Below are 23,381 nucleotides of genomic sequence, written 5' to 3'. Positions count from 1 at the left end.
GCCCTATCGAATCTTGGTCTTGGACGCGGTCTGGTGTCATGGCCTCTACTTGAAGAGGAAGGGCAGTGTGACGCTGCTAACACACTCAACGAGGAGGTAGGCACATGAGCGCCACCCAGAAATTCAGCATCGCTTCAATCCCCGCAGACGGTGTCGGCAAGGAAGTCGTCTCGGCTGGCCGCCGCGTCCTGGACGCCCTGGCAGTGAACTCCGGCGGAAAGTTCGCCTTCGAGTGGACCGAGTTCCCCTGGGGCTGCGGCTACTACGAAAAGACCGGCCAGATGATGGACCCCAATGGCCTTGATACCCTGAAGGACTTCGACGCGATCTACTTCGGCGCCGTCGGCTGGGAAAACGTCCCGGACCACATCAGCCTCTGGGGCCTGCGTCTGAACATCACGCAGAACTTTGACCAGTGGGCCAACATCCGCCCGGTGAAGTTCCTCCCGGGCATCCAGTCCCCCCTGCGCAAGGCCGACAACACCGAGCTCGACTGGATCGTTGTCCGCGAAAACAGCGAAGGCGAGTACGCCGGCCTGGGCGGCCGGAACCTCAGCGGCCGTGGCCCGGGCAACGAGGTTGCCCTGCAGACCGCGCTCTTCACCGAAAAGGGCTGTGAGCGGATCATGCGCTTCGCCTTCGACCTGGCCCGGACCCGCACGGTCAAGAAGGTCTCCTCCGTGACCAAGTCCAACGCCCAGCAGTACGGCATGGTCCTCTGGGACGAAACCTTCCAGCGCGTGGCCCTGGACTACCCGGACGTGACCACCGAAAGCGTCCTCGTCGACGCGATGAGCGCCAAGTTCATCCTGCACCCCGAAGACCTCTCCGTCGTCGTCGCCTCGAACCTGAACGCAGACATCCTCTCGGACCTGGGCTCGGCCCTGGCCGGAAGCCTCGGCCTGGCAGCCAGCGCCAACCTGAACCCGGAGCGCCGCTTCCCGTCCATGTTCGAACCGGTCCACGGCTCCGCACCGAACATCGCCGGCAAGGGCATCAGCAACCCGATCGGCGCGATCGCCAGCGCCGCCCTGATGCTGGACCACTTCGGCCTGCACGCCGAAGCCCGCCTGATCGAGGCCGCCATCGAGCAGACCACCGCCGCCGGGTACCTGACCCGCGACGTCGGCGGCGAAGCCAACACCGAAGACGTCACCGAAGCAATCATCAAGGCCCTCAGCCACACCCTGGCCGCCGTCTAGCCAGAACGCGTGACCAGCCGGGTCAAACCCCGGCGGTCAGTACAAAGCCCGGAGTGGACGGCGGTGCACCATCCCGCCGCCGTCCATCCCGCCACTTCATTCTTCAAGCACCCCTCCAGCGACATTCCACAACGAGGTAGGAATCATGGACCAAATCACCACCGCCGGATCGGCTGCCCCAGCCAAGACGCAGTCAGCTAAGAAAGCGGCCCCCAAGACACGCTGGTACAAGCAGCTGTACTTCTGGGTACTGACCGCCATTCTCATCGGCATCCTCGTCGGCTGGCTCGCCCCGACCGTCGGCATCGCCATGGAACCCATCGGCACCACCTTCGTCAACTCGATGAAAATGCTCATCGGGCCGATCGTGTTCCTGACCATCGTCGGCGGCATCGCCAGCGTCGCGGACCTCAAAAAGGTCGGCATGACCGGCCTGAAGGCCCTGACCTACTTCCAGGTCGGCACCATCTTCGCCATGATCTTCGGCCTGGTCGCCATCAACATCTTCCGCCTCGGCGACGGCGTCAACGCCGACGCCGGCTCGATCAAGACCTCCGACTCCGCAGCCAAGCTCATCGACGCCGGCACGCACCAGGAATGGTGGCAGTTCCTCACCCACATCATCCCCAACAGCATCGTCGGGCCCTTCGTTGACGGCGACATCCTCCAGATCATCTTCATCGCCGTGGTCTTCGGCATTGCCCTGAACGCCATGGGCAAGGTCGGCGCCCCCGTCCTGGACGGGGTGCAGCGCCTGACCGGCGTCATGTTCAAGATCCTGGGCTTCATCATGAAAGCCGCCCCGATCGGCGCCTTCGGTGCGATGGCGTTCGCCGTCGGCAAATACGGCGTCTCCTCCCTTACCAGCATGGGCGGGCTGATCGCACTCTTCTACATCACCTCGATCCTCTTCGTTGTGGTGGTCCTCGGATCCGTCATGGCCTTCCTGAAGCTCAACATCTTCACGATGATCCGCCACCTCAAAGAGGAATACATGCTCATCCTGGGCACCTCAACCGCCGAACCGGCCCTGCCGGGCCTGATGCGCAAACTGGAGCACGCCGGCGTGAAGAAGGAAACGGTCGGACTCGTCGTGCCCACCGGATACAGCTTCAACCTCGACGGCGCCGCCATCTACCTCTCCCTGGCAGCCCTCTACATCGCCCAGGCCACCAACACCGACCTGACCATCGGCCAGCAGCTGGGCCTGCTCGCCGTCATGCTGCTCACCTCCAAGGGCGCAGCCGGCGTCGCCGGCGGCGGCTTCATCGCCCTGACCGCCACGCTGACCACCATCGGCACCATCCCGGCCGCCGGCATCATGCTCATCTTCGGCATCGACAAGTTCATGTCTGAATGCCGGGCCCTGGTGAACTTCACCGGCAACGCCGTCGCCACGCTCTTCATCGCCTGGTGGGACCGCACCCTGGACGCAGACCGCGCCCGCCGGGTCTTCGCCGGAGAAACCGTTGAGCCCATGCCCAACGAGGACCCTATCCACCTCGACGAAGTGACCGACATCGACGATGACCTGACCGAATATGGGCACCACGCGCCCAAGGAAATCAGCGCCAAGCACGCAGGACACGCCGATGATGCCCCGCCCTCCACGGACGACCGCCGTCCCGCCTACTCGGAAACCATCTGAGATGTACAACGCAACCGCCCCGAAAACCGTGCGGACCCTCATCGCACCCGATAAGTTCAAAGGCAGCCTCACCGCTGGCGAAGTAGCGGATGCCCTGGCAGCGGGGCTCCGCTCCGCAACCGGAGCCGGGACCGGGACGGTCCATTGCGAACTGCTTCCACTGGCGGACGGAGGCGACGGCAGCGTTGACGCCGCCGTCGCCTCCGGGTTCACCCGGCGCAGCTACACCGTCGCCGGACCCACCGGCCAGCACGTCCAGGCCAGCATCGCCTTCGACGGCATCACCGCCGTCGTCGAAGTCGCCAACACCTGCGGGCTTGGACTCCTGCCCGAGGGACAGCTGGAGGCGCTGAACGCCTCCAGCCGCGGCTTCGGCGAAGCCATCCTGTTCGCACTCAGCCTGAACCCGGCCCGAATCGTCATGGCCCTGGGCGGCAGCGCCAGCACCGACGGAGGCATGGGAATGCTCACCGCACTGGGCTACAGCTTCCGCGACGCCGACGGCCGCCAGCTCTACGGCAGCGGCCGTGCCCTGGCCCAGATCGACACCATCCACCGGACCACCCTCCCCGCACTCGCCGACACCGAACTCATCGTCGCCAGCGACGTCCACAACCCGCTGCTCGGCGACCAGGGCGCCCCGGCGGTCTTCGGACCCCAAAAGGGCGCCGGCCCCGAGGACATCGCCGCACTAGACAAGGGCCTGGAACACCTCGTCACCAAAATGGCCGAAGCCGGGTTCGCCGACGCGGCCGCCCTGGCAGAGCACGACGGTGCCGGAAGCGCCGGAGGCATCGGCTACGCCTGCCTGCTGCTCGGGGCGCAGCAGGTCTCAGGGGCCGACTACTTCCTGGACCTGCTGGACTTCAACACCCGCAAGGACAACTGCGACATCGTCATCACGGGCGAAGGCAGCATCGATGAACAGACCCTGGCCGGGAAACTGCCCGCCGCCGTCGCACGGCGGTCAGGGACCCGGCCGATCATCGCCGTCGCCGGCCGTTCCCTCCTCCCCACGGAGCGGTGGCCGGAAATGGCACTGACCCGGGTCTACACCTTGGCCGAATACACCGACCAGGACTCGTCCAAAGACCCCGAACTGTCCGCCGCCCTGCTCCACCGGATCGGCAAAGACATCGGGACAAGCCTCCTGTAGCGGCTCGTCACCTGCTGCAAGAGAACTCAGAAACGCCTGACCGTAGCCCGGGCGGGCGTTTCTGTCTTCACCCGGGCGCAACCAATACCGAAGACCTAGGTATCAACGCCCACGAGGAGTATGCGCGCGTTGAGCGGGAGATCGGTCACGTCCCCGCCCGCTTTCAGCCACTCCGCCGCGGGGGATCGACTTGAGGAGCGGTTCCGCTTCCCTTGAAGCGGAACCGCTTCTCCTTGGTCGGGTCAGGAGGCTTTGGCGAGATATTCGGCCAGGGCATCCCGAAGGATGGCGGAGGGTTTCCGGTGTTCCATTTTCGCCCGTGCGACCAGCTGGGCGTCCATGTCCTCGGGCAGTCTCAGGGAACGTGACGGCGATGTTCCCTTGGCGCTAAGTGAGGGTTTGCCGACAGCGCGCCTGACTGCTTCCGCAGAACCCAGAGCAGCTTCCAGCAGCGCCCGTCCGGCCTCGGGTCCTTGGGCTTTGGTGATGCGGGCTTCCGGCCCGATATCGGCGGTTTCTGCCCAGGTGGCGAGTTCCGCGTAGCGGGCCTGCTCCTCGGCGTCGAGCCCGTGGCCGCCCTTGGCCTTCTTCGTTTCATTCACTTGTCTGTTTCCCTTTCTGCGATGTCCAGGATTTTCCGGCGGGCTTCCATGACGTGGAAGACCAGGATGTCGTTCGGAGGTGTGATGACGGCCATGACTTCAAGGATTAAGCGCCGGTCCCGGCTGGGGCCGATAAACAGGTCCGGGCGGATGCTCGAATCCACACGCGGTTCATCGAATTGCCGGACATGTTAGATCTGATTCAGGATCGCGTTCAGCGCGTCCTCACGGTCTACGCCGTGCTTGTCTGCGCTCTCTGCCCACCTGATTCCCACACCAATATTGTCGTACTATATTGGGAGTATTGCAAGACAATATCTCCCGCGTCTGCACCCCGGATCACGGAGGCGTTCACCGCGCTGGTCCACCGTGACGGCACCGACGCTGCCGGGATCTGGCCGGCCGCGGCGCCGGCGGCCGCCGGGCGGGCGCCTTCTGCGGTGATGGCATATGCCCGGGTGCTCGCGGCCCGGTTCGGGATCGTCACCATGGCGTGGCAGGCTGCGGGGTGGCCGCGGCGGGCGCATGGTTTTTCAGCGCCGGGTGGCATGGGCGCGGCCAACACGAGCTGGCCCTTATGCCGGCCGTCCCGGGCGGCAAGGGTGGGAGGGCGCCGGCTGATCCGCCCGAAACCGTCCGAACCGGGCCCTGCAGCTCGTCGGCATCAATATCGGCTAAAAGACTTTGCAGTCGCCCTGGCGCCGCAAGTGTTTTGCGGTCCGTGACCATGAGCCCCGTCGGGGCGGAAGGGTCGACGGCGATGCGGACGTCGATGCCCTCGGCCAGGATCTTCCGTTCTGGCGAAATGATGGAAGCTCCTCTGATCGTCCGCTCAGTTCCGCGGGACAAAGGCACGAGACTCCTACGGCGTCTCGATTGAAGGACGCACTGCTGGCACGTACTGTGAAGGCGGCGCGCTCCGGTGCAGCGCGAAGACGCGGCGGCCATCTGCGGCGACCGTCAAGCTGCTGGCGGAAGCGCTTCCGAACGGTGACTTCTATGACGACGAGGCCATTGCGAGCTTCGCCTGGCCTCTGCTGATCCAGGCCGGTGGTCTTGCGGACGGCAGCCGGCTTCAGCTGACCCCGCGAGGGCGCTCGGCGCTGTCGAAAGAGCCGGCAGACGTGCTGAGGCTGCTGTGGCGGCGGTGGATCAAAAACGGTGTCATCGACGAGTTCAGCCGCATCGAGGCGGTGAAGGGACAGCGGTCCACCAATGTGCTCAGCGCGGCCGGACGGCGGCGTGCAACCACAGGCGACAGCCTGCGCCTGCTGCCTGCCGGTGAGTGGGTTGAGGTCGATGACCTCTTTGCCCGGATGCAGAAAGCGGGCATGGAGCCCACCGTCCAGCGGAGTGAACGCGGGCTCTGGAAGCTCTACCTGGAGGACCCGCAGTACGGCAGCTTCGGCTATGACGGCGCGCACAAGTGGGAACTGCTCGAGGGCCGGTATGTTCTTGCAGTGCTTTTTGAGTATGCCGCCACGCTGGGACTGATCGATGTGCGCTACATCGAGCCGGACGGCGCACGCACCGATTTCCGCGACCACTGGGGCGCCGATTGGCTGCCACGCCTCAGCCGCTATGACGGGCGCTGCAGGCCCTGAGGATCACGGCTCTGGGCCAGTACTGTCTCGGACCGGTCCCCAGCTTTGAGGGCCACCTACCGCTCGCCGCGCAGCCGCCTCGCGTGCCCCGCTGATGTGCCTTAACGCTGGCGGGCGCGGCGGCGATCACCGGCGTGCACCAGCATGGTGCCACCCTTCCCACGCATCACAGGGTGGCACCGCCGAAGGACAAGAAAATCGGCGATGAGGGGCCCGACATGGCCAGCTCGGAACTCCTGGCCTCCTACGAGGAAATCAGCCGCGAAATCGGCAGGCGCGGGGTCGGCCGCGAGCCGGAACCGGTCTAGCGACTGTACTACTGGGCCGGATTCCGCCCGGAGACTGTGGCTGAGCTGTTATCCGGCCGGGTTTCTGATCCGTGTTCAGCAGTGGATACGGTAGGGGTGTGCCGCGTGAGACGGAAGAAAACAGTGGGCGCGGTCCCGGTTCCGCCGAGGCCCGCATACTCGGGCACGCCGCAGAACTGAAGCGGTTTTCGCGCCGGAATTTCCTCCTTGGCATGGGCTCCGCCTCGCTCCTGGCCGCGGACATGCTGCTCACCCGGCAGGTCCAGGCCGCCCGCCGGGTGAACAAGATCCTCACTGTGCCGGACGACACCGCCGAAATGTATTTCCCCTCGGCCAGCTGGATCCTGTTTCCCGGCTACAAGACCAGCTGGGAGGAAGCCCAGTGGATTCTTAACTCCCTGCGCGGTGCCCTGACCGAGCGGGGTCAGCTGGCCGCCGTCGGGTATTCCAATGTGGGCCTGGACATCGACCAGATCGTGATCGCCGTGATCGAGCACGTGCGCGCCCGGAAGCTCACTACCCTGTATTTCTACGGCCACAGCTTCGGCGGCATGGTGGCGACCCAGGTCGCGGCCCGGCTCCGTGAGCTGCACGGCCTCGAAGTGGCGTTCATCCTTCTCGATTCCAGCCCCAACAGCAGATACGACGTGCTGGACCAGAGCTGGTTCGAGGGGGTGGTGTTCCTCTATGAAAGCGGATTCCGCTTTCCCTCGGTGCTGCGCGGCGGCTATGAACTCGGTGAACGGATGCTCCACAAGGACGAGCGCAGCTGGGGACAGGTCCTGGACCAGACGCTGGAGCAGCTCTCGCCGATCGCCCCCTCCAGCGTGCTGGTCCAGTCGGAGTCCGCCTACATTTATCATTTTGATGCCAGCCGCTTCGCCGGGAAGCTCGGCGGCACGCGGATGGCGTTCATCGGCAACCCGCGGGACCGCACCGTGGACTATGAGACTGCGCGGGAGGCCTGGATGCTGACCTTTAAGGACAACATGGTGTCCGACGAGCTGCGCACAGACGGCGCCCGCCCGGCGCACGCCAGCCCGGGCTGGAACCCGTTCGTCTACCGCCCGCTGATCGAGGAGCTGCAGGACCAACTGTTCCCGCTGCCCTCCGGTGGAGGCAGGAAAACCGCGTTCTAGTGGTGTTCCAATGGGCTAGATCTGGTTCTTCAGATCCGCCACGGAGTTCAAGATCTGGTTGGGCCGGAACGGGTAGGCGGCGATGTCGTCCCGGTGCGTGATGCCGCTGAGCACCAGCACCGTATGCAGCCCTGCTTCCATGCCGGCGATGATGTCCGTGTCCATGCGGTCACCGATCATCGCCGTGGTCTCGGAGTGCGCGTCGATCTGGTTCATCGCCGAGCGGAACATCATTGGATTCGGCTTGCCGACAATGTAGGGCTCGCGGCCGGTCGCCTTGGTGATGAGCGCGGCGATCGCGCCCGTTGCCGGCATCGGCCCGTCCTTCGACGGCCCGGTGGCGTCCGGGTTGGTGGCGATGAACCGCGCGCCGCCCAGGATCAGGCGGATGGCCATCGTGATCGCTTCGAAGGAGTAGGTGCGGGTTTCGCCGAGCACCACAAAGTCCGGGTCCTGGTCGGTGAGGATGAAGCCGGCCTCGTGCAGCGCCGTCGTGAGTCCTGCTTCACCGATCGTGTAAGCCCGGTTGCCGGATTCCGAGCCATGCACCTGGTCCTTGAGGAACTGCGCCGTGGCCAGCGCCGACGTCCAGATGTTCTCCTCGGGGATTTCCAGGCCGGAGCTCTTGAGCCGGGCGGCGAGGTCCCGGGGCGTATAGATGGAATTGTTGGTCAGGACGAGGAAGCGCCGGGAGGTGTCCACCCAGCGCTGGATGAGGTCCGCGGCGCCGGGGATGGGCTGGTTTTCGTGCACCAGTACGCCGTCCATGTCGGTCAGCCAGCATTCGATGTCCTGGCCGCTGCGGTACACCGACGACGAGGATCGTACTTCGTCTGCATCTGTCCGCTGGGCTTTGCGCTGGTCCGCCATGGTGTCCTCCGCTGTAAGTGTGCCGCTTCCTGTGTCCTAAGTCTAAGGTTGAGTCGTGACTGAACCCGAGACGCCCAGCGAAGCCCCCGCCATCCCGCCGGCCGGAAAAGGGGTCGAGAATGCGGTCGAGCCAGAGGCGGGTGCAGAGACCAAGGCGGAGGTCGGCGTCGGCCCCTGGGAAGGCGAACTTCCCCAGGGCGGGCACTGGGATCCGGACCTCCTGGCGGATGGCGACCGCCGCAATGTCGTCGACAAATACCGCTACTGGAAGCACGAGGCGATCGTGGCGGACCTCGACTCCCGGCGGCACAACTTCCACATCGCGATCGAGAACTGGCAGCACGACCTCAACATCGGCACCGTGGTCCGCACCGCCAACGCCTTCCTCGCCAAAGAGGTCCACATTATCGGACGACGCCGGTGGAACCGCCGCGGGGCCATGGTCACCGACCGCTACCAGCACGTCCGCCACCACCCCACGGTGGACGACTTTGTGGCCTGGGCGCAGGGGGAGGGGCTGGCGATCATCGGGATCGACATCTTCCCGGACTCCGTCCCGCTGGAGACCTACGAGTTGCCCAAGGACTGCGTGCTGGTGTTCGGCCAGGAGGGCCCCGGGCTGACGCCCGAGGTCCATGAGGCCGCCCTCGCCACCCTCTCGATCGAGCAGTTCGGCTCCACCCGGTCCATCAACGCCGCCTCCGCGGCAGCCATCGCGATGCACGCCTGGATCCGCCGGCACGTCTTCCACCAGCTGCCGGGCTGACTCGCGCGCCGGCCAGCCAGTATTACAGGGCCGAGTGAGGAGAAACACGGCCAGGGCGCAGGAATGGCTAGGATGGATCGTAGCCGACAGGTTCACTCCAGGGTCAACCCAACCAGCAGACGAAATTCACTTTAGGAGTCAGCATGCCCATTGCAACCCCAGAGATCTACTCCGAGATGATCGACCGCGCAAAGGCGGGCGGCTTCGCGTTCCCGGCTGTCAACGTCACCTCCTCCCAGACCCTGAACGCCGCCCTCCGCGGATTCGCCGAGGCGGAGTCCGACGGCATCGTCCAGGTCTCCACCGGCGGCGCTGCGTACTGGTCCGGTGCCTCCACCAAGGACATGGTGGCCGGTTCGCTGGGCTTCGCCGCGTTCGCCCGCGAAGTCGCCAAGAACTACGGCGTCAACATCGCCCTGCACACGGACCACTGCCCCAAGGACAAGCTCGACGGCTTCGTGCTGCCGCTGCTCGCCGCGTCCGAGGCCGAGGTGAAGGCCGGCCGCAACCCGCTGTTCAGCTCGCACATGTGGGACGGTTCAGCCGAGACCCTGCAGGAAAACCTGCGGATCGCCCGTGAACTCCTCGAGCGCACCGCGGCCGCCAAGATGATCCTCGAGGTCGAGATCGGCACGGTCGGCGGCGAGGAAGACGGCGTCGAGAACGCCATCAACGACAAGCTCTACACCACCGTCGAGGACGCCCTCGCCACGATCGAGGCCCTCGGTTCCGGCGAAAACGGCCGCTACATCACGGCGCTGACCTTCGGCAACGTGCACGGCGTCTACAAGCCCGGCGGCGTCAAGCTCCGCCCGGAGATCCTGAAGGACATTCAGGAGCAGGTGGGCGCCAAGATCGGCAAGGCCAACCCCTTCGACCTCGTCTTCCACGGCGGCTCCGGTTCCTCCGAGAAGGAGATCGCCGACGCCGTCTCCTACGGAACCATCAAGATGAACATCGACACCGACACGCAGTACGCCTACACCCGCCCCGTGGTGGACCACATGCTCCGCAACTACGACGGCGTGCTGAAGGTTGACGGCGAGGTTGGCAACAAGAAGCTTTACGATCCCCGCGTCTGGGGCGCGTCCGCCGAAGCCGGCCTCGCCGCCCGCGTCGTCGAGGCAACCCAGCAGCTCGGCTCCACCGGCAAGACGCTCAAGTAATGTCCGACGAGTTCCGCAAGAACCTGATGGGTCCCGAGCCCACGCTCCTGCCTGCCGAGACCGAGGTCTACGCGGCGTTGGACGCGGGCGCGGAAGCGCTGGATCTGGTGGAGAAGCACCCGACGTCCTCGCTGCTTTGGGCCGTGCTTGCCGAGGAGGCCTGGAGCGAGGGCCGGACTATCGATTCTTACGCCTACTCCCGCGTCGGCTACCACCGCGGCCTCGATTCGCTGCGGCGTAACGGCTGGCGCGGCGTCGGGCCCATCCCGTGGGAGCACGAGCCCAACCGCGGTTTCCTGCGCGCCCTGTACTCGCTGGGCCGCGCCTCCGCGGCGATCGGCGAAGCCGAGGAACCGGAGCGGATCGAGAAGTTCCTTAAGGACTCCGATCCCACCGCCAAGGCAGCGATCGAAGCGAGCTAACAACAACACGGTCGAAACGACGACGACGGCGGGCGCCCACCTTTCGGTGAGCGCCCGCCGTCGTCGTTGCAGGTGGGCCCACGCCCGCCGGGTTCCCTGGCCGAGCGTGCGAGGTTAGGGCGCGGGTGGGGACTAGCTGGTCTTGGCCAGACCGGTCCGGGCCATGGCGTCCTGGTAGACGGTGTGCATTTCCTCAAGGTACTGCTCCTGGCGGGCCGGGGTGCCGGCGAACGCGCGGCCGCTCAGCGAGCGCACCTTGTAGGTCTTGAGACCGCGGCGCCACAGCAGCGGGACCTCCGTCTTGAGCAGCAGGTTGGCCAGGCGGTTCGCCTCGGTGCCGTGGGCAACGATGACGGAGGCGCGGGGAACGAGGGCCAGGAACTTCAGCAGTGGCTTGAGTCCGGCGGAGATCTGGTCCGGCGTGAACTTGCCGTTGGGCTCGCCGGCGACGTGCCAGGGGTGAACGTTCCACGGCATGACGTACTCCGGGCGAAGGCCCAGCTTCCACTGGACGCCGAGCATCCGGGTGCCCGCTTCTTCGTCGCCGGCGGTGATGAAGCCGGACTCGTCCTCGGTCCCGATGTTCGAGAAGAGGCTGATGATGCGGCACTCGTCGACGTCGTGGATCGGGTCCACGTAGGGCACAGTGGTGCCAGCTTTGGCGGCCTGCAGCGTGTCGCACAGCTCGTTGACGGCCGCGACGCTAGCTTCGTAACGACGGCTCAGAAGCTGTTCGCGGGAATTTTCAGTGGCCAAGGCTGTCATATATTGCTGAGTCTCCTGCGGGATTGGTAACGCTGCCAGGCCGTACGCGGGCACGCCAAATACGGTGTGGTTTGAAAATGTGGTGTGGACCGATTCCTGGTCGTTCCTTATTTAGTCTATCAAGCCCTGCGAAATGACGGGCCGGCCCGGGGCGGCGGGAACCGGCTGGGGCGCCGCCCCAGCCCACGGAACAGACCCCGCATCAGGCTGCCGCCGGCACCCCTCGGAAAGCGAGCAAAGCCGCGAGCTGGCGCGGCGTGGGCCCTCACCGGGGGCCTCCAGCTTCGCGAAAGCAATCTGCGGATGAACCCTGCCGCCGAGGCCGCAATCTGTGGACGCAATCACATTTTCCCGGCCCGCCAGGTCCGCGAAACGCACGATCCGGTCCGCCACGAGGTCCGGATGCTCAAGTCGTGACCGCTCTGTGCCGCAGACAGTGCCGTGGGGGATGATGCAGCTATGAAGAAGCAAGAATCCTCGGCCGCCGCAGTCGGGGCCTTCGAAGCGGTGGCCGCGGACCTGGCCGGTGCCGGCGTCACCCTCGGCCAGACCTTCGGTGCCCGCGCGCTGATGGTCAACCGCAAGGCCATCGCCTGCCTCAACGGCGACAGCATGGCGTTCAAACTGGGCCGGGACTCACCGGAGCACTCCCGGGCGCTCGGGCTTCCGGGTGCACGGCTCTTCGATCCCTCGGGGATGGGGCGGCCGTTCAAGGACTGGGTCGAAGTGCCGGCCGGCTCTGCGGAGGAGTGGACGGTGCTGGCCGAGGCGGCCCTCGCGTTCACAGCGGCCTAGCCACCGCGCCCGCCCCTTGGATGGTCGAATGAGTGCCCGGCACTGTGATCGGCTAAACTTGGGTGGTAAGAGCCCCGGAACTCTGGCGTTGGTAAAGAGCAGCGGCAGAATTCGGGGCATTCTCATGAACGGCGCTGAGCTGCGGGAATTCGACTGCGGTTCGGCCCGAACGAATGGGGGAGGATCCCATGCCAGCAATCGTGATCGTCGGAGCCCAATGGGGCGACGAAGGCAAAGGTAAGGCCACTGACCTGCTCGGCCACCGCGTCGACTACGTCGTCAAGCCCAACGGCGGCAACAACGCCGGGCACACCGTCGTCGTGGGCGGTGAGAAGTATGAGCTCAAGCTCCTTCCGGCCGGCATCCTGAGCCCGAACGCGGTCCCGATCATCGGCAACGGCTGCGTGGTGAACCTTGAGGCGCTGTTCCAGGAGATCGACGGCCTGGAAGCCCGCGGTGCGGACACCTCCAAGCTGCGCATCTCCGCCAACGCCCACCTGGTTGCGCCGTACCACCAGGTCCTGGACAAGGTCACCGAGCGTTTCCTTGGCAGCCGTGCCATCGGCACCACCGGCCGCGGCATCGGCCCGGCCTACATGGACAAGGTGGCCCGCCTGGGCATCCGCGTCCAGGACGTCTTCGACGCCTCGATCCTGCGCCAGAAGGTCGAGGGCTCGCTGCGCCAGAAGAACGAACTGCTGGTCAAGGTCTACAACCGCCGCGACATCGAGGTGGACGAGATCGTGGAGTACTTCCTCTCCTTCGCCGAGCGTCTCCGCCCGCTGGTCATCGACAGCACCTTTGTGCTGAACACCGCCCTGGACGAGGGCAAGGTGGTCCTGATGGAAGGCGGCCAGGCCACGTTCCTGGACGTTGACCACGGCACGTACCCCTTCGTGACGTCCTCGAACCCGACGGCGGGCGGCGCCTCCGTGGGCTCGGGCATCGGCCCCACCCGGATCTCGCGTTCCATCGGCATCATCAAGGCGTACACCACCCGTGTGGGCGCCGGTCCGTTCCCCACGGAACTGTTCGATGAGATGGGCATGTACCTGCAGAAGACCGGCGGCGAGTTCGGCGTCAACACCGGCCGTCCCCGCCGTTGCGGCTGGTACGACGCCGTGCTGGCGCGCCACGCCTCCCGGGTCAACGGCTTCACGGACTACTTCGTCACCAAGCTCGACGTCCTCACGGGCATCGAGCAGATCCCGGTCTGTGTGGCCTACGACGTCGACGGTGTCCGGCACGACGAAATGCCGATGACGCAGACCGAATTCCACCACGCCAAGCCGATTTTCGAGTTCTTCGAAGGCTGGACCGAGGACATCACCGGCGCCCGCACCCTGGACGACCTGCCGGAGAACGCCAAGAACTATGTGCTGGCCCTGGAGAAGCTCTCCGGCACCCGCTTCTCGGCGATCGGCGTCGGCCCGGACCGTGACCAGACCATCGTGGTCAACGACCTCATCAACGACTGACTCACTGACAGCCCACGTTCGACGGCGGCGGGTCACCTGACACGGTGGCCCGCCGTCGTCGTCGTTAAGCCGGTCTTGAATCATTGCGGAAAAGAAAAAAGAAAATCGGGTAGCTGCGTAACCTTTCGGGGTGCCCCAGCGATTACTCCTTTGTAAGCGCCGCCGGAGCCTGGCCCCCATCAGGGATCCGGCCGGCCTTTCAATGTAAGCGCGGGCCGGCGCCTGCCCCCATCAGGCGCCGGCCGGCCTTCCAACAAACCAAAGGATGTACGTTCTTATGAAGACTGTTAGCAAGACCACCAAGATTGCTGTCGGCGCCGCCATCCTCGCAGTCGGAGGCTTCTCCGGCATCGGACTGGCCAACGCGGCCCAGGTGTCCAGCACCCAGCAGGCTGACGTGACCCACGCTACGCCCGCCGTCCCGGCTACCCCCGCTGCCCCCGCAACTCCGAAGCTGCCGGCAGTTCCTGCCGTTCCGGCAACCCCCGCTGTCCCGGCCATCCCTTCGGTTGACGGTTCGGCTGACGGCAAGGCCGGCGCTTCGGTTGACGGCGAGGCCGGCGTCGAGGGCCATGAGGCTGCAGCCGAGGGCTCCGTCACGGCCGGCAAGGACGGTGCCAGCGTCAAGGGCAACGCCGTCGCCCACGGTGCTGCCGCAGCGGCTGCCGCCCACGCCAATGCCGAAGTGAAGCCCGCGGTTCCGGCTGTTCCCGCTGTCCCGGGCGCCAAGGGTGTGCCAGCCGTTCCGGCCGTTCCTGCCCAGCCGTCCGTTGAGCTGCCTGAGCTCGACAAGTAGGTAGTGCACGCCTCCCACCGGAGGCATCGGGGTGCGGCCACTAGACTAGCTGGGGCCGCACCCCCGGCAGTCACGGAAGGACAGCCTCTTGGCAGAACAGCTAAGCGATGACGAATTGTCAGCAGCCTTAGCTGGCGACCCGTCAGGCTTCAGCGCTGTCTACACCGCGATTTCGCCCGCGGTCCTCGGCTACTTCCGGGCCCGCGGCGTGGAAGACGCGGAGGCACTCACGCAGGACGTCTTCGTGGACGTCCTGCCGAAACTGGCCAATGTCAGCGGCGGCCACGCCGGTCTGCGAACCTTTGTCTTCTCTGTCGCGCACGCGAGGCTGGTCGACCAGCGGCGGCGCTCAGAGCGTACGCCGTATTTGGCCGAATACGATCCCCGGGATGACACACGGTCTTCCGCCTCCGCCGAGGACGAAGCCCTGGGCTCCCTGGGCGGCATCTCCGGCACCCTCTCACAGCTCAACGAAGAGCAGCGGGAGGTCTTGGTCCTGCGGATCGTCGCGGACCTCTCGATCGACCAGGTCGCCGGCATCATGGACAAGACACCGGGAGCCATCAAACAGCTTCAGCGGCGCGGGCTCAGTGCCCTGCGCGAACTCGTCACGGATAAGGACCACGCAGCATCATGACCGGCACACGCGAACCCCAGCAGGATGGCAGCATCCAGGCGATGCTCCGCGAGTCCGGCCTCGAAGCTGCCACCGAGCTCCGTGGCTCGCTCGAACAGCTCCGCGACCTGGTCCCGGACCAGGCCCCGGCTCCCCGGGCCGACCTGGCGGCCCTGTTGGCGGCCGGTGCTTCCGGGGACGAAGCGCTGCCTGCCGGCGTCGCGAGCCTGGCGGACCGCCGTGGCCGGAAGCGCCGGCTGGCGGTAGTCGGCGGAGCCGTCATCGGCGCGATGAGCCTCGGCGCGGGCGCGGTAGCTGCCTCCAGCGAGGACTTCCGCCAGAGCGTCAGCCACACCGTGGGAGTTATCCTCCAGCGCGCAGACACGGCACCCGACGTGGCTCCGAAGCCAGCCAGTCCCTCACCTTCCAACGTTCCGGCCGCTCCGGTACCAACGGCTGCCGCCAGCGCAGGCACGACGCCGACGGCCGAAGCCGTGCCGGCGGGCCCAGGGTCCGCCGCGGCGCCGCCTGCCTCCCCGGCCCCTGCTGCCACGCCGCCCGCTGCCACGCCGCCCGCCGGCGGACGTGGCGGAGTCCTGCCGAACCCACCCCGCGGTCCGGTAAGCCCGGCTTCGCCGGGCGTGCCCGGTATGCCGGCGGTGCCTGGACCACCGGACGGGCAGGGCACCTCTGTCAGCGCGCTTCCGGCGCCGCCCACGCTCCCGAGTGCAATTCCCACGAAGCTCCCGGGCAGGCCTTAGGCGATTCCCCGTGGGCGAGGAAACCCTGTCCGTTGCCGGATCTGGGTCCCGCTTACGGAGGCCAGGATGCGCCGGCTTCAGGAAGGCCTTGACCCTGAAACGTGTCCAAGCCACCATGAGAAAAGCAGTCGCTCCGGAAAAATCGACAGCTCCGGCTACAGGCTTCCAGGTAGCGGGCAGTGGAGCGGCGTTGGGGCAGGGACACGAAAGGACGCGACATGAGCGAAACGCCTGAGGCATCCGAACGCCGCCATAGCGAGGCGCCGGCTGAGGGAGATCCGGACGCTGACGTGTCGGAGATCCGAGTCCATTCCCAAGAGCCCGCCGAGGGCGCAGATTTCGAGGACACGACGCCGGACAGCTTGCCCGCCCCAAGTACAGCAGAGGACGAGGAAGCCGGCTAGGCCATCGTCCCTTAGACCAGCACCTGCCGCTTGGAAGAGATGACCCCGGTGTCGAAACCGGCCAGGTGCAGGCCGCCGTGGAAGCGGGCATGCTCAATTTTCACGCAGCGGTCCATGACGACGTCGAGCCCGGCGGCTTCCGCCTCCCTGGCAACGTCCTCATGTCAGGATCCGAGCTGCAGCCACAGCGTCTTGGCGCCCGCCGCGATGGCCTCGTCCAGGACGCCCGGTAAATCATCGTGCTTCCGGAAGACATCCACAATGTCCGTTGGAGAGCGGGCGTACAGCTCGTAGGTGTGGGCGGTGACCCAGGCGAGGTCGGCGGTGCACCAGTGGACGTCCTGGTCCCGGAGCTCGCGGTCCGGGTTGCTGAAAAGGTGCTGGTAGCTCCAGGACGCCTGGGTGAGGTAGCCGCCGGAGGTATGCACCAGGCCCTTGGGCTTCCCCGTGGTGCCTGAGGTGTACATAGTCAACAGCGGCGTCTCGGCGTCGAACGCCTCCGGGGTGTGGACCTCGGAGGCTTGCCCGACGGCGTCGTGCCACCACACGTCGCGGCCGGCAGTCATCGGGACGGTGTCCGGCAGCTCGGGGGCGGTGGTGCGGTTGACCACCAGGACGTGCTCGATGGCGTTCCACGGAAAAAGCCTTTGCGCCGGGTGGTCAGTCCGGTGGTTCCCGTGGCTCAATTCCTTGCTATCGCCGGAGTCAGAGGGCGGATTCCGGCGACCAGGGTTGCTGCGGCTTCATCGATCCAGGTCTCTCGGCCGCTCGGGATGGTCACTCTCAACCGAAATGGAACCGGATGGTTTTCCCAAATCGGCGCTTTATCGCGTAATATTCGTCCACGCCTTTCGACCTGGTCCTGGCTCAGTCACTTGTTCGGCAATGCACCGCGTCGCGCCGTCACTGCCGGGGGCCTGCTGCCGCGGCCGCTAGGCTGTGCTCATGCCTCACGTCAACGATCCTGCCGTCCTGGAAAGGCTCCTGCGCGCCAAGGGGCGGTGGGCCGTCGTCGGCCTCACCACCAACCAGTGGCGCGCTGCCTATGACACCTCGCTATTCATCCGGGACCGGCTGGGCATGGAGATCATCCCGGTGAATCTTCCGGCGGATCCGGTCCACGGCGAAACGGGCTACGCCAGCCTTGCCGACATCCCGGCGGAGAAGCGCCCCATCGACGTCGTCGACTGTTTCGTGAACTCGCACAAGGTGGGGAATATCGTGGACCAGGCGATCGCCGTCGGCGCCCGGGCCGTGTGGCTGCAGCTCGGCGTCATCGATGAAGCGGCGGCTGCCCGGGCGAGAGCCGCCGGACTCGACGTCATCATGAACGCCTGCCCGGCGCAGGACGCCCGGCGCTTCGGTCTGTAAGGCCGTTCGCAAACCCGTCTGCAAACCGGTCCGTGAAGCTCGCGCCTGGAACCGCCTTGTTCCTCTGCTAGTCTTCTGCTGAATCATTCCCCGGAAGCCAGGATCAGCATGCGCAGGAACCGACCGTCAGGGCTGCCGGTTTTCCGCCCGGACGCCCCCGGACGCAGGGCGGCGCTTGGTCTGCTGGGAGCCTCGCTCGTCGCGGCCGTCGGGGCGTGTGCGGCGCCGGAACGCTCCGGACAGCCCGACACATCGACCGCGTCCGACGCCGGCACCCCGGCGCCCGGGCCGGCCGGCATCAAACGCCTCCGCCGCTCCTTCATTCCGGATTTCACCCTGCCGCCCGTGCACGGCGGGCTGGTTCCGGTCCTGACGAGAATCCCGACCAAGCACCCCGTGGTCTTCCTGACCATCGACGACGGGGCGGTCCGGACTCCCGAAATGGTGCGGCTCATGGCCGCCTACGACTACCCGGCGTCCCTCTTCCTCGCCCGGACCTTCGTCCAGGAGGATCCTGGCTTTTTCCAGCAATTCGCCGCGCAGGGCAGCCTGGTGGAAAACCACACGCTGAGCCACAACATCAACATGGTCCGGCAATCCGGCTACCCGCAGCAACTGGCAGACATCGCGGGAATGCAGGACTACGCCGAGCAGCAGTTCGGGCGCCGGCCCACCCTCTTCCGGCCCCCCGGAGGCGCGTACTCCGACGCCATGCGGCAGGCCGTGGCGGCCGCGGGCCTGAAGGCCATCGTCACGTGGGAAGCCAAGGCGAACGCCGGTCGGATGGATTACCAGCACGGGAACTCGCTGCGGCCAGGCGATATTGTGCTGATGCACTTCCGGCAGGAATTCGCCGCCGATCTGGCAGCGTTCCGCGCGGCCCAGCTGGCTGCCGGACTTGAAGTAGTGCTGCTGGAGAGCTTCCTCGGCGTCGCCTGAGCCCGACCCAGGCCGCCCCAAATGTCGGGGGAGGGAAGTAGGCTCGACACATGGAAGTAGCTGAACTCCGGGGGCTCTGCCTGGGCTTTCCCGGCGCCTTCGAGGATTTTCCGTTCGGGCCGGAGACGTCAGTCTTCAAGGTACGGGCCGCGGTATCCGGAGGCGCCCGCCACGAAGCCAAGATGTTCGCCCTGTCATCGATGGACGAGGATGATTTCGCGGTGAGCCTGAAGTGCGAGCCGGCACTGGCCGAGCAGTTGCGCGCCGCCCACCCTGAGATCACCGGAGCCTGGCACCTGAACAAGACCCACTGGAACGGCGTCCGGCTGGACGGGTCCCTGCCCGATTCGATGGTTTGCGACATGGTGGAGGACTCCTACGACCTCGTCGTCGCAACCCTGACCCGGCGCCAGCAGGAACAGCTCGGCTGGGCGCGGCTCGCCCGGGAGGCGCGGCCGTGAGCGGGCGCATCGCCGACGGCGAGCTGAACTACGACGGGATCGGCTCCACGGAGCACGGCCCGCCGCCGTTGGACGTCGAGTGCCTCGTGACCTTGGCGTACGTCGGCGAAGGCCTCGCGACGTACCGGCGCGTGGTCCGGGGCGTGTTCTCGTGGCAGCTCCAGAAGCGGGCGGGTTTGCGGGTCCGCACCGACTCCGACGTCGTGAGGCCCGGCGCGCGGGTTGTGAGCGGCTTCGGAATCGGGCCGTTCCGGATCAACGCGCCCTGCGAGGTCGTCTGGGTCCGCCGCCCGGTGCCCGGGGGCGAGCCGCAATCCGCTGGTTTCGGCTACGGCACCCTGCCGGGGCATCCAGTCCGCGGCGAGGAGGCGTTCGAGATAGAAATCAATGACAAGGGCATCGTGACGATCGAAATTACGGCTTTCGGTGTTCCGTCTAACTGGTTCTACGCCGCCGGCGGCGCCCTGGCGAAGCGGGTACGGGGCCGCATCACGTCCCGCTACATTAGGAGCGCCCAGGAACTGGCCGCCGGAGTGAACTGAGCAGGAGTTGGCAGATGCTGGATCAACGTACCCTTGACCGGCTGCGGGACTTCGACCGGACGGGAACTCACCATCGCGTAGCGAAGAAGGGCGCGGCATGTGGATCGGCTGGATTGAATTCGACCTCCTTCTCGGCGATGTCCACAGCCTGAAGGAGAAACGCTCAGTGGTGCGGCCCGTGCTGGCGGAGCTCAAGCGCCGCTTCGATGTTTCTGTCACCGAAGCGGCTTTGCAGGACCAGTACCGGCGCACTGTCATCGGCGTCGGGCTGGTCGCGCCAGACCGTGCACACCTCGTTGAGGTGCTGGCCGCCGTCGAACGCTTCATGGCCGCACGGCCCGAACTCGAACTGCTCAGCGCCCGCCAGCGGGAACTCCGCAGCGACGACTGAACAGCAACGCGGGGTCACTTAGCGCCCATCCCGAGGGGGATTTATGGGCGGCAAGTGACCCCGCGTTGCTGTCAGCGGGAGGGGTTAACCGAAGTACTTCGGCAGGGTCGCCTCGTGGGCTTCGCGGAGCGCCTCGAGGGACATTGTCTCGACGCCGTTGATCTCCAGCTTGCCGCTTTCAGCGTCGACGACGCCGACCCGGACGTGCGCGAAGCCGCGGGCGGTGCACATGTCCTTGAACCGGATCTCCTCCGAGCGCGGGACCGCCACGATGGCGCGGCCCTGGGTTTCGGAGAACAGTGCCGTGAACAGGTCCACGCCGTCGCGGTCCAGGACATCCTGCAGCGCGATCCGGGCACCCACGCCGTAGCGCAGTGAGGACTCCACCAGGGCTGCCGCGAGGCCGCCTTCGGAGAGGTCGTGCGCGGAGTCCACCATGCCGTCGCGGGAGGCATTGATCAGGATTTCACCCAGTGCGCGTTCGGCGGCGAGGTCCACCTTGGGCGGCAGCCCACCGAGGTGGCCGCGCATGTTGGACCATTCCGAACCGTCCAGCTCTGCCGCCGTCGTGCCCAGCAGGTAGATGGCCTGGCCGTCCTCGCGCCAGCCTGACCGCGTGCGGCGGGCGACGTCGTCGAACTTGCCCAGCACGGCCACCACGGGGGACGGGTGAATGGGCGTGGTGCCGGTCTGGTTGTACAGCGAGACGTTGCCGCCGGTGACCGGGATGCCCAGCACCATGCAGGCGTCGGAGAGGCCTCGAATCGCCTCGGCCAGCTGCCACATGACGTCGGGGTCCTCGGGGGAGCCGAAGTTCAGGCAGTCGCTGACGGCCATCGGAACCGCGCCGGAGGTGGCGACGTTCCGGTACGCCTCGGCCAGGGCCAGCTGTGCGCCGTGGTATGGATCGAGGTAGGTGTAGCGGCCGTTGGCGTCGGTGGCCAGGGCCACGCCCAAGCCGGTCTCCTCGTCCACCCGGACCACGCCTGCGTCATCAGGGAACGCCATGGCGGTGTTGCCGCCGACGTAGCGGTCGTACTGCTTGGTGATCCAGGACTTGCTGCACATGTTCGGCGAAGCAACGAGTTCGGTCATGGCGGCGGCCAGTTCCGCGGGGGCGGAGGGGCGGCCGGTGTCCTGCACGGACCCGGTGAACGAGTCGGCCTGGACGGCGTCCTGCCACTCGGGGCGGGCATACGGGCGGTCGTAGACCGGACCGTCGTGGGCCACGGTGCGCGGGTCGACGTCGACGATCACTTCGCCTTCCCACGTGATGATGAGGCGGCCGGTATCGGTCACCTCGCCCAGCCAGGAGTACTCCACCGCCCACTTGTCCATGACCGCTTCAAACGCGGCGATGTTCCCGGGGGTGACCACGGCCATCATGCGTTCCTGCGACTCGGACATCAGGATTTCGCCCGGGGTCAGGGTGGGGTCGCGCAGCAGGACGGAGGTCAGTTCGACCTCCATGCCGCCGTCGCCGTTGGAGGCGAGCTCGGACGTGGCGCAGGAAATGCCGGCGGCGCCCAGGTCCTGGATACCCTCAACCAGGGAACCCTTGAACAGCTCCAGGCAGCACTCGATCAGGACCTTCTCGGCGAAGGGGTCGCCCACCTGGACGGCGGGGCGCTTGGACGGCTTGGTGTCATCGAACGACTCCGAGGCCAGCACGGAGGCGCCGCCGATGCCGTCGCCGCCGGTGCGGGCACCGAACAGCACCACCTTGTTGCCCTTGCCCGAGGCGTTGGCGAGGCGGATGTCCTCGTGGCGCATCACGCCGACGGCGAGAGCGTTGACCAGCGGGTTGCCCTGGTACACGGAGTCGAAGACCATTTCGCCGCCGATGTTGGGCAGGCCCAGCGAGTTGCCGTAGCCGCCGATCCCGGCCACGGCGCCGTGCATGACGCGGGCCGTGTCGGGGTGGTCAATGGCGCCGAAGCGCAGCGGATCCATCACCGCTACCGGGCGGGCGCCCATGGAGATGATGTCGCGGACAATCCCGCCGATGCCGGTTGCGGCGCCCTGGTAGGGCTCCACGAACGACGGCGAATTGTGCGACTCGATCTTGAACGTCACGGCCCAGCCGTCGCCCAGATTGGTGACACCGGCATTTTCGCCGATCCCCACCAGCATGTCTTTCTTCATCTCGTCGGTCACCTTTTCGCCAAACTGGCGCAGGTGGTTCTTCGAGGACTTGTAGGAGCAGTGCTCGCTCCACATCACGGAGTACATGGCGAGCTCGGCGCCGGTCGGGCGGCGGCCCAGGACCTTCACGACCTCGTCGAACTCGTTCTGCTTCAGGCCCAGCTCGGCCCAGGGAAGTTCAGTGTCCGGCGTCTTGGCCGCGTTCTCGACGGTGTCGATGTTGAACTTCTTGGTCTCGGTGGCGTTTCCGGCCGTCCGGCCCGTCGACGTCTCCGTCATTTGTTATCTCCCACGATCTTGTTCAGGACTGAGGTGAAGAAGCCGAGGCCCTCGGTGCTTGACCCGATCTCCGGTCCGTACCCGGTTTCCACCGCGTGCTCCGGGTGCGGCATGAGGCCCACGACGTTGCCGGCGGCGTTGGAGATGCCGGCGATGTCGCGGCGCGAGCCGTTCGGGTTGAAGCCGACGTAGCGGAAGACGACGCGGCCTTCCGCCTCGAGGGCGTCCAGGGTCTTTTCGTCGGCGATGTACTGGCCGTCCTGGTTCTTCAGCGGCACGGTGATTTCCTGGCCGGCGGCGTAGTCGCCCGTCCACGCCGTGGTGTTGTTCTCCACCCGCAGTACCTGGTCGCGGCACATGAACTTCAGGTGGTCGTTCTTGATCATTGAGCCGGGCAGCAGGTGCGACTCGGTCAGGATCTGGAAGCCGTTGCAGATGCCCAGCACCGGCAGCTTGGCATCGGAGTTGGCGGCGTCGATGATCTTGGACATCAGCGGCGCGAAGCGGGCGATTGCGCCGGCGCGGAGGTAATCGCCGTAAGAGAAACCGCCGGGAATCACGACGGCGTCGACGTCGCCCAGAGCGGTGTCGGCGTGCCAGAGGGCAATCGGGGTGGCGCCAGCCAGACGGACCGCGCGGGCGGCGTCGCGGTCATCGAGGGTTCCGGGGAAGGTGACGACGCCGATTTTCGCACCGGCGAGCCTGGGTTCTGCCGCAACGGCGATTGCCTCGCCGATCAGGGGGAGTTCAGTCAT

At 66.5% G+C, this 23,381-nt stretch carries 27 protein-coding genes and 2 pseudogenes; 20 read left to right on the top strand and 9 right to left on the bottom strand.

Features of this window, described 5'->3' with window-relative positions:
• Positions 1-104: 104 nt before the first annotated feature.
• The 3 genes from ACVWZ8_RS05250 to ACVWZ8_RS05240 all read left to right on the top strand — a co-directional run bounded on the left by ACVWZ8_RS05250 (position 105) and on the right by ACVWZ8_RS05240 (position 4,006).
• Positions 105-1,202, top strand: a complete 1,098-nt coding sequence (locus tag ACVWZ8_RS05250; protein WP_456504015.1) for a tartrate dehydrogenase — start codon at positions 105-107, stop codon at positions 1,200-1,202.
• Positions 1,203-1,347: 145 nt separating this feature from the next.
• On the top strand, positions 1,348-2,850 hold the full coding sequence (gene dctA / locus ACVWZ8_RS05245) for a C4-dicarboxylate transporter DctA (RefSeq protein ID WP_456504014.1): 1,503 nt from the start codon (positions 1,348-1,350) through the stop codon (positions 2,848-2,850).
• A gap of 1 nt (position 2,851) precedes the next feature.
• Positions 2,852-4,006, top strand: coding sequence for a glycerate kinase (locus ACVWZ8_RS05240; protein WP_426975875.1), 1,155 nt, complete (start codon positions 2,852-2,854; stop codon positions 4,004-4,006).
• A 242-nt stretch (positions 4,007-4,248) separates the two neighbouring features.
• On the opposite strand, the gene ACVWZ8_RS05235 is transcribed toward ACVWZ8_RS05240, so the two are convergent.
• Positions 4,249-4,608: a ribbon-helix-helix protein, CopG family gene (locus ACVWZ8_RS05235; protein WP_456504013.1), complete on the bottom strand. Its 360-nt coding sequence runs from the start codon at positions 4,606-4,608 to the stop codon at positions 4,249-4,251.
• A complete protein-coding gene (locus ACVWZ8_RS05230; RefSeq protein ID WP_456504012.1) occupies positions 4,605-4,772 on the bottom strand; it encodes a hypothetical protein in 168 nt (55 codons plus the stop codon). The genes ACVWZ8_RS05235 and ACVWZ8_RS05230 overlap by 4 nt, the downstream gene beginning before the upstream one ends.
• Before the next feature lie 960 nt (positions 4,773-5,732).
• Between ACVWZ8_RS05230 and ACVWZ8_RS05225 the strand changes: the two genes are divergently transcribed.
• The 3 genes from ACVWZ8_RS05225 to ACVWZ8_RS05215 all read left to right on the top strand — a co-directional run bounded on the left by ACVWZ8_RS05225 (position 5,733) and on the right by ACVWZ8_RS05215 (position 7,659).
• Positions 5,733-6,212, top strand: coding sequence for a hypothetical protein (locus ACVWZ8_RS05225; RefSeq protein WP_456504011.1), 480 nt, complete (start codon positions 5,733-5,735; stop codon positions 6,210-6,212).
• A gap of 173 nt (positions 6,213-6,385) precedes the next feature.
• Positions 6,386-6,520 (top strand): hypothetical protein, encoded by a 135-nt coding sequence (locus ACVWZ8_RS05220; protein ID WP_456504010.1) that lies wholly within the window; start codon positions 6,386-6,388, stop codon positions 6,518-6,520.
• 98 nt (positions 6,521-6,618) lie between these two features.
• Positions 6,619-7,659 carry a thioesterase domain-containing protein gene (locus ACVWZ8_RS05215; RefSeq protein WP_456504009.1) on the top strand — a complete coding sequence of 347 codons (1,041 nt, stop codon included), beginning with the start codon at positions 6,619-6,621 and terminating at the stop codon, positions 7,657-7,659.
• A 15-nt stretch (positions 7,660-7,674) separates the two neighbouring features.
• Here ACVWZ8_RS05215 and ACVWZ8_RS05210 read toward each other — a convergent pair whose 3' ends face one another.
• The gene (locus ACVWZ8_RS05210; RefSeq protein WP_426975881.1) at positions 7,675-8,529 is read right to left on the bottom strand and encodes an HAD-IIA family hydrolase; all 855 of its coding nucleotides are present in this window, start codon (positions 8,527-8,529) and stop codon (positions 7,675-7,677) included.
• 91 nt (positions 8,530-8,620) lie between these two features.
• Between ACVWZ8_RS05210 and ACVWZ8_RS05205 the strand changes: the two genes are divergently transcribed.
• The 3 genes from ACVWZ8_RS05205 to ACVWZ8_RS05195 all read left to right on the top strand — a co-directional run bounded on the left by ACVWZ8_RS05205 (position 8,621) and on the right by ACVWZ8_RS05195 (position 10,883).
• Entirely contained in the window at positions 8,621-9,295 is a 675-nt protein-coding gene (locus ACVWZ8_RS05205) for a TrmH family RNA methyltransferase (RefSeq protein WP_426979795.1), read from the top strand.
• Between the two features lie 143 nt (positions 9,296-9,438).
• Positions 9,439-10,461, top strand: coding sequence for a class II fructose-bisphosphate aldolase (gene fbaA / locus ACVWZ8_RS05200; protein WP_456504008.1), 1,023 nt, complete (start codon positions 9,439-9,441; stop codon positions 10,459-10,461).
• The gene (locus tag ACVWZ8_RS05195; protein ID WP_426975883.1) at positions 10,461-10,883 is read left to right on the top strand and encodes a DUF3151 domain-containing protein; all 423 of its coding nucleotides are present in this window, start codon (positions 10,461-10,463) and stop codon (positions 10,881-10,883) included. Before fbaA ends, ACVWZ8_RS05195 begins: the two co-directional genes overlap by 1 nt.
• A 132-nt stretch (positions 10,884-11,015) precedes the next feature.
• Here the strand turns inward: ACVWZ8_RS05195 and ACVWZ8_RS05190 are convergent, their stop codons facing one another.
• Both ACVWZ8_RS05190 and ACVWZ8_RS05185 read right to left on the bottom strand, forming a co-directional pair.
• Complete coding sequence (locus ACVWZ8_RS05190; RefSeq protein WP_456504007.1) at positions 11,016-11,648, bottom strand: uracil-DNA glycosylase; 633 nt, start codon at positions 11,646-11,648, stop codon at positions 11,016-11,018.
• 237 nt (positions 11,649-11,885) lie between these two features.
• Positions 11,886-12,059, bottom strand: a pseudogene (locus ACVWZ8_RS05185) (epoxyalkane--coenzyme M transferase); the annotation flags it as partial.
• 48 nt (positions 12,060-12,107) lie between these two features.
• Here ACVWZ8_RS05185 and ACVWZ8_RS05180 point away from each other — a divergent pair.
• The 6 genes from ACVWZ8_RS05180 to ACVWZ8_RS05155 all read left to right on the top strand — a co-directional run bounded on the left by ACVWZ8_RS05180 (position 12,108) and on the right by ACVWZ8_RS05155 (position 16,498).
• On the top strand, positions 12,108-12,443 hold the full coding sequence (locus ACVWZ8_RS05180; RefSeq protein WP_426975885.1) for a hypothetical protein: 336 nt from the start codon (positions 12,108-12,110) through the stop codon (positions 12,441-12,443).
• Positions 12,444-12,631: 188 nt separating this feature from the next.
• A complete protein-coding gene (locus ACVWZ8_RS05175) occupies positions 12,632-13,921 on the top strand; it encodes an adenylosuccinate synthase (RefSeq protein WP_426975886.1) in 1,290 nt (429 codons plus the stop codon).
• A gap of 277 nt (positions 13,922-14,198) precedes the next feature.
• The gene (locus ACVWZ8_RS05170; protein WP_426975887.1) at positions 14,199-14,717 is read left to right on the top strand and encodes a hypothetical protein; all 519 of its coding nucleotides are present in this window, start codon (positions 14,199-14,201) and stop codon (positions 14,715-14,717) included.
• A gap of 88 nt (positions 14,718-14,805) precedes the next feature.
• Positions 14,806-15,354 carry an RNA polymerase sigma factor gene (locus ACVWZ8_RS05165; protein ID WP_456504006.1) on the top strand — a complete coding sequence of 183 codons (549 nt, stop codon included), beginning with the start codon at positions 14,806-14,808 and terminating at the stop codon, positions 15,352-15,354.
• The gene (locus ACVWZ8_RS05160; protein WP_456504005.1) at positions 15,351-16,094 is read left to right on the top strand and encodes a hypothetical protein; all 744 of its coding nucleotides are present in this window, start codon (positions 15,351-15,353) and stop codon (positions 16,092-16,094) included. Before ACVWZ8_RS05165 ends, ACVWZ8_RS05160 begins: the two co-directional genes overlap by 4 nt.
• 218 nt (positions 16,095-16,312) lie before the next feature.
• Complete coding sequence (locus tag ACVWZ8_RS05155; RefSeq protein ID WP_456504004.1) at positions 16,313-16,498, top strand: hypothetical protein; 186 nt, start codon at positions 16,313-16,315, stop codon at positions 16,496-16,498.
• A 164-nt stretch (positions 16,499-16,662) separates the two neighbouring features.
• On the opposite strand, the gene ACVWZ8_RS05150 is transcribed toward ACVWZ8_RS05155, so the two are convergent.
• Positions 16,663-16,758, bottom strand: coding sequence for a CoA-binding protein (locus ACVWZ8_RS05150; RefSeq protein ID WP_456504003.1), 96 nt, complete (start codon positions 16,756-16,758; stop codon positions 16,663-16,665).
• A 4-nt stretch (positions 16,759-16,762) separates the two neighbouring features.
• Positions 16,763-17,130, bottom strand: a pseudogene (locus ACVWZ8_RS05145) (AMP-binding protein); the annotation flags it as partial.
• A gap of 313 nt (positions 17,131-17,443) precedes the next feature.
• Here ACVWZ8_RS05145 and ACVWZ8_RS05140 point away from each other — a divergent pair.
• The 5 genes from ACVWZ8_RS05140 to ACVWZ8_RS05120 all read left to right on the top strand — a co-directional run bounded on the left by ACVWZ8_RS05140 (position 17,444) and on the right by ACVWZ8_RS05120 (position 20,202).
• Entirely contained in the window at positions 17,444-17,869 is a 426-nt protein-coding gene (locus tag ACVWZ8_RS05140) for a CoA-binding protein (protein ID WP_426975895.1), read from the top strand.
• 108 nt (positions 17,870-17,977) lie between these two features.
• Complete coding sequence (locus tag ACVWZ8_RS05135) at positions 17,978-18,808, top strand: polysaccharide deacetylase family protein (RefSeq protein WP_456504002.1); 831 nt, start codon at positions 17,978-17,980, stop codon at positions 18,806-18,808.
• Between the two features lie 50 nt (positions 18,809-18,858).
• Positions 18,859-19,269: an MmcQ/YjbR family DNA-binding protein gene (locus ACVWZ8_RS05130; protein WP_456504001.1), complete on the top strand. Its 411-nt coding sequence runs from the start codon at positions 18,859-18,861 to the stop codon at positions 19,267-19,269.
• The gene (locus ACVWZ8_RS05125; RefSeq protein WP_456504000.1) at positions 19,266-19,811 is read left to right on the top strand and encodes a DUF1990 family protein; all 546 of its coding nucleotides are present in this window, start codon (positions 19,266-19,268) and stop codon (positions 19,809-19,811) included. The genes ACVWZ8_RS05130 and ACVWZ8_RS05125 overlap by 4 nt, the downstream gene beginning before the upstream one ends.
• Before the next feature lie 97 nt (positions 19,812-19,908).
• Complete coding sequence (locus ACVWZ8_RS05120) at positions 19,909-20,202, top strand: DUF503 domain-containing protein (protein ID WP_426979796.1); 294 nt, start codon at positions 19,909-19,911, stop codon at positions 20,200-20,202.
• An 84-nt stretch (positions 20,203-20,286) separates the two neighbouring features.
• Here ACVWZ8_RS05120 and purL read toward each other — a convergent pair whose 3' ends face one another.
• Complete coding sequence (gene purL / locus ACVWZ8_RS05115; RefSeq protein ID WP_456503999.1) at positions 20,287-22,626, bottom strand: phosphoribosylformylglycinamidine synthase subunit PurL; 2,340 nt, start codon at positions 22,624-22,626, stop codon at positions 20,287-20,289.
• Positions 22,623-23,381 (bottom strand): phosphoribosylformylglycinamidine synthase subunit PurQ, encoded by a 759-nt coding sequence (gene purQ, locus ACVWZ8_RS05110; RefSeq protein ID WP_426975898.1) that lies wholly within the window; start codon positions 23,379-23,381, stop codon positions 22,623-22,625. The genes purL and purQ overlap by 4 nt, the downstream gene beginning before the upstream one ends.

It is taken from the genome of Arthrobacter sp. UYCu723 (assembly GCF_054059215.1).
Note: the sequence above shows the minus strand (reverse complement) of the source record. Positions and strands in the feature narration are given on the sequence as shown.

What these genes read in the sequence shown, in the direction of transcription:
- ACVWZ8_RS05250 (WP_456504015.1), top strand. Translation starts at nt 105, where the DNA reads ATGAGCGCCACCCAGAAATTCAGCATCGCTTCAATCCCCGCAGACGGT.
- dctA (WP_456504014.1), top strand. Translation starts at nt 1,348, where the DNA reads ATGGACCAAATCACCACCGCCGGATCGGCTGCCCCAGCCAAGACGCAG.
- ACVWZ8_RS05240 (WP_426975875.1), top strand. Translation starts at nt 2,852, where the DNA reads ATGTACAACGCAACCGCCCCGAAAACCGTGCGGACCCTCATCGCACCC.
- ACVWZ8_RS05210 (WP_426975881.1), bottom strand. Translation starts at nt 8,529, where the DNA reads ATGGCGGACCAGCGCAAAGCCCAGCGGACAGATGCAGACGAAGTACGA.
- fbaA (WP_456504008.1), top strand. Translation starts at nt 9,439, where the DNA reads ATGCCCATTGCAACCCCAGAGATCTACTCCGAGATGATCGACCGCGCA.
- ACVWZ8_RS05195 (WP_426975883.1), top strand. Translation starts at nt 10,461, where the DNA reads ATGTCCGACGAGTTCCGCAAGAACCTGATGGGTCCCGAGCCCACGCTC.
- ACVWZ8_RS05190 (WP_456504007.1), bottom strand. Translation starts at nt 11,648, where the DNA reads ATGACAGCCTTGGCCACTGAAAATTCCCGCGAACAGCTTCTGAGCCGT.
- ACVWZ8_RS05180 (WP_426975885.1), top strand. Translation starts at nt 12,108, where the DNA reads ATGAAGAAGCAAGAATCCTCGGCCGCCGCAGTCGGGGCCTTCGAAGCG.
- ACVWZ8_RS05175 (WP_426975886.1), top strand. Translation starts at nt 12,632, where the DNA reads ATGCCAGCAATCGTGATCGTCGGAGCCCAATGGGGCGACGAAGGCAAA.
- ACVWZ8_RS05170 (WP_426975887.1), top strand. Translation starts at nt 14,199, where the DNA reads ATGAAGACTGTTAGCAAGACCACCAAGATTGCTGTCGGCGCCGCCATC.
- ACVWZ8_RS05160 (WP_456504005.1), top strand. Translation starts at nt 15,351, where the DNA reads ATGACCGGCACACGCGAACCCCAGCAGGATGGCAGCATCCAGGCGATG.
- ACVWZ8_RS05155 (WP_456504004.1), top strand. Translation starts at nt 16,313, where the DNA reads ATGAGCGAAACGCCTGAGGCATCCGAACGCCGCCATAGCGAGGCGCCG.
- ACVWZ8_RS05140 (WP_426975895.1), top strand. Translation starts at nt 17,444, where the DNA reads ATGCCTCACGTCAACGATCCTGCCGTCCTGGAAAGGCTCCTGCGCGCC.
- ACVWZ8_RS05135 (WP_456504002.1), top strand. Translation starts at nt 17,978, where the DNA reads ATGCGCAGGAACCGACCGTCAGGGCTGCCGGTTTTCCGCCCGGACGCC.
- ACVWZ8_RS05130 (WP_456504001.1), top strand. Translation starts at nt 18,859, where the DNA reads ATGGAAGTAGCTGAACTCCGGGGGCTCTGCCTGGGCTTTCCCGGCGCC.
- ACVWZ8_RS05120 (WP_426979796.1), top strand. Translation starts at nt 19,909, where the DNA reads ATGTGGATCGGCTGGATTGAATTCGACCTCCTTCTCGGCGATGTCCAC.
- purL (WP_456503999.1), bottom strand. Translation starts at nt 22,626, where the DNA reads ATGACGGAGACGTCGACGGGCCGGACGGCCGGAAACGCCACCGAGACC.
- purQ (WP_426975898.1), bottom strand. Translation starts at nt 23,381, where the DNA reads ATGACTGAACTCCCCCTGATCGGCGAGGCAATCGCCGTTGCGGCAGAA.